Annotated in this window: 3 protein-coding genes; all 3 read right to left on the reverse strand. The window is 70.7% G+C overall.

The genetic code is table 11. The features are described from left to right. The coding region (locus AC1DXV_RS32625) for a serine/threonine-protein kinase (protein ID WP_477937638.1) at positions 1 to 2,664 on the reverse strand (2,664 nt) is incomplete at its 3' end. Further along, complete coding sequence (locus tag AC1DXV_RS32630) at positions 2,661 to 3,206, reverse strand: ECF-type sigma factor (RefSeq protein WP_477874344.1); 546 nt, start codon at positions 3,204 to 3,206, stop codon at positions 2,661 to 2,663. The genes AC1DXV_RS32625 and AC1DXV_RS32630, both read right to left, overlap by 4 nt. 170 nt (positions 3,207 to 3,376) lie before the next feature. Continuing rightward, positions 3,377 to 3,673: ankyrin repeat domain-containing protein (locus AC1DXV_RS32635; protein WP_477937640.1), on the reverse strand; the 297-nt coding region annotated here is incomplete at its 5' end.

Consider the following 3,673-nt stretch of genomic DNA (forward strand, 5'->3'; position numbering starts at 1 on the left):
CTGCTGCAGCGCGGCGCGCCCGCTGAACAGCAGCCACTGCACGCGGTCGAGCTGCGGCCCGCCGGCGTCGACCAGCACGACCTCCTTCAGCCGCTCGATCGCCGGCCCGGCCTGCCCTTGCGCCAACAGCAGCCGCACCGCCTCGAACACGAAGGGGTTGTGCGTGGCCGGCGCCGCGACGCCGCGGCCCACGGCGCGCCAGATGCGGTGCGCCTCGTCGATCTGCCGGCCGCTCTCGACATAGCGGCCCATCGCCGTCCAGTTGCGCGCCTGCAGCAGCATCTCGCGCGCGAGCGGCACCGAGCCGGGGTAGTGCGCGCGCAGGTCGTCCAGCTCGGGCGCGTAGTCGCGGTCGGCCTCGGCGAAGCGGCCGTCGGCATGGTGGGCATCGCCGCGGAAGCGGTTCACCGCGCCCACCGCTGCCGGCGTCGCGTTCGCATCGGGCCGCTCGATCGCGGCACGCGCGTCATCGAGCAGCCGCCAGCCTTCATCGCGCCGCCCCAGGCTGTGCAGCAGGCCCCCCAGCTTGGCCTGGGTCTGCAGCGTGCCGCCGTCCAGCGGGCCGCTGAGCTTGCGCGACAGGTCGAGCGCGCGCCGCAGGTTGCCCTCGGCCGCGCCGAAATCGCGCGCCGCCGCCTGCGCTTCGGCCAGCTGCACCAGCGGCGTCACCGACCAGGCGGACGGCGATGCCTCGTGCCGGTCGATCTCGGCCAGCGCCTCCTTCAGCATCGCCTGCGCGGTGGCCGCATCGCCGGCCAGGTGGTGCGAGCGCGCCAGGTTGCGCAGCGCCTCGTAGCCGCTCGACCACTGCGCCGGGTGCTGCCGGAAATGCGCGACCGCCTGTTGCGCCGCAGCGCGCATGCCGGCCAGCGACACGTACTGCTCGATCTCGGCGCGGTTGATCCACATCCAGCCGCGCGTCTCCGACGCGTCGTCGCCGATCGCATCGAGCACCTGCCGGGCTTCGTCCATCGCGGCCAGCGCGCGGGCGCGGTCGTCGGTGTGGTTCACGTCGCGGGCGTACGCGAGCAGCGCGCTGGCGAGCCGTGCGTCGTGCGCACCGAACGAGCGCCGCGCCGCCTCGACGCGCTGCAGCCGCAGCTGCCCGGCCTCGTCGAACAGGCCGAGCTGGAAATGCATGTCGGCCAGCGTGTCGAGCACCTCGTCGAGCGCTTCGGGCGAATCCTTCAGCGCCTGCGACGCCTGCCTGGCGCCGACCTCCAGCAGCTCACGCGCGGTGGTCTGGCGGGCGCGCTGCGGATCGGCCTGCTGCAGCGAGTTGGCGGTGAAGAGGCTGGTCAGGAAGCCCTGCACCGCTTGCGCCCGCTGGCTCTCGCGCTGCGCGAGCGCGGCCTGCTCGCGCGAGCGCTGCGCCTGCTGCAGCGACACGGCTGCCGCACCGGCCAGCACCAGGCCGGCGAGCCCGGCCGCCGCGACCTGCCGCCGGTGCCTGCCGACGAACTTGCGCAGGCGGTAGGCCGCGCTGTCGGGCCGCGCCAGCACCGGCTGGCCGCCGAGGTGGCGCACCAGGTCTTCGCGCAGCGATTCGGCCGTGGGGTAGCGCTGCGCCGGGTCTTTCTTCAGCGCCTTCAGCACGATGGTGTCGARGTCGCCGGCCAGCATCGGGCGCAGCCGGCGCACGCTGGTGCCGCGGGCACGCGCGGCCTCGTCGGTCAGCTCGCGCAGGCTGGGGCGCTGCGGCTCGATGCCGAGCACCGCTTCTTCGAGCGCCGCGCACGAGGCGCGCACCGGCTCGTAGGGCCGCAGCCCGCACAGCAGGCCGTACAGCACGACGCCGAGCGAGTAGACATCGCTGGCGGTCGTCACCGCGCGCCCGGCCACCTGCTCCGGCGACGCGTATTCGAGCGTCAGCGCGCGGCCGGCGATGCGCGTCAGCTCGGTCTCGTCGGCCTGGCCGTCGGTCGTCAGCTTCGCGATCCCGAAATCGAGCAGCCGCACCTGGCCGTCTTCGGTGACGAGGATGTTGGCCGGCTTCAGGTCGCGGTGGATCACCAGGTTCTGGTGCGCGAACTGCACCGCCGTCAGCACCTGCAGCATCAGCACCAGGCGCTGCATCAGGCCGAGCTCGCGGCGGTCGCAGAAGGCCCCCAGCGGCTCGCCCTGCACGTACTCCAGCGCGAGGTAGGGCTGGCCGTCGTCGGTGATGCCGGCATCGAGCAGGCGCGCGATGTTGGGGTGCTCCAGCGCGCCGAGGATGCGGCGTTCGCGTGCGAAGCGCTCGTGAACGTGCGGGCCGAACAGGTGGGCCCGCACCAGTTTCAGCGCGACCTGGCGCTCGTAGAGGCCGTCGTCGCGCTGCGCGAGCCACACCGAGCCCATGCCGCCCTGGCCGATCGGGCGCAGCACGCGGTAGGCGCCGATGCGGCGGCCGACCAGCGAGGGCGCGTCGGCCCCGCGGGCCGTGCGGGCGGCGCGATCGATGCCGCGCGCGACCAGGTCGTCGGTCTCGACGCGCGGGACCACCGTGATGTCGGTCGGCTGCATCCGTTCGCGAAGCTGCGCGACCACCTCGGCCACCGCCGGCTCGCGGCGCGCCAACTCGGCCTGCCAGCCGGCGCGCTCGTGGCGCGGCAGGTCGCCCACCTGGTCGAGCAGCAGCGAGATGCGGTTGACCTCGGCCGGTGTCAGGTCCTGGGCATTCATGCCTCTTCCATCAGGTGCAGCAGGAAGGCGCGCGCCTTCTCCCATTCGCGCTCGACGGTGCGCGTGGAGGTGCCGCGCGCCTCGGCCACCTCGCGGATCGACAGCCCGGCGAAGTAGCGCAGCTCGACCAGCTCGTGGAACTGCGGCGACAGGCGTTGCAATACGTCGAGTGCGGCGCCCATCGCCATCAGGCGCCGGTCGTCGATCGCCTCGGCCTCGATGCCGGTGGTCAAGGTGACCAGCAGGTCACCGCTGCCGCGTTTCTGGGCGTGGCGCTCGCGCACGTGGTCGATGACGACGCTGCGCATCACGCGGGCCACGTAGCCGAAGAAGGCTGGGCGGTCGGAGGCTTTGAGTCGGCCCTCGCCGGACAGCTTCAGGAAGCTCTCGTGCACCAGCGAGGTGGTGTCCAGGTCGTCCAGCCCGCCGCTCCGGTAGAGCCGGCTGTGCGCCATGCGCTTCATGTCTGCGTAGACCAGCTCGAACAACCGGCTCGAAGCCTGCGGATCACCGGATTGCGCCGACCGAAGCAGATCGGTCATTTCCGTCATCGACGTGTCTCACTACAAGGCGGAGCGGTCGAGTATGGGAAGGGGCACGGGGAGCGTCAAAGTACAGATTGAGGATGGGGCTTCACCCGTTTGGGGGGTGATGTCGGATACCTCGGGCTCAAAGYCAGGCCGCAGCCTCTCGTTCATGTTGTCGCTCTCGCTTACAAGGCCCCCTTCAATTCAGGCGTTCTGCCGAACYCATTCATCACCTCTCTCGACGCTCCGTGAGCCAACAACAAGTTGAATACCTCTTCCGTCTTTGCATAATGCAACGCCGTATTCCCCATGTCACCGACCAAATTCACGTCCAGGCCAGCCTTCAATAGAAGCTCAACGGCGCGCCTGTCCCCACATTGTGCGGCGATGTGCAGCAGTGAATCCCCATTGGAATCACAATACCCTATTGAATCAATAGGACTCCCCGGGTCATCTGACTCATAGTTTATCAAGTAGCCGTA

It is taken from the genome of Rhizobacter sp. P3_C12 (genome assembly GCF_056402735.1).

What these genes read in the sequence shown, in the direction of transcription:
- AC1DXV_RS32630 (WP_477874344.1), bottom strand. Translation starts at nt 3,206, where the DNA reads ATGACCGATCTGCTTCGGTCGGCGCAATCCGGTGATCCGCAGGCTTCG.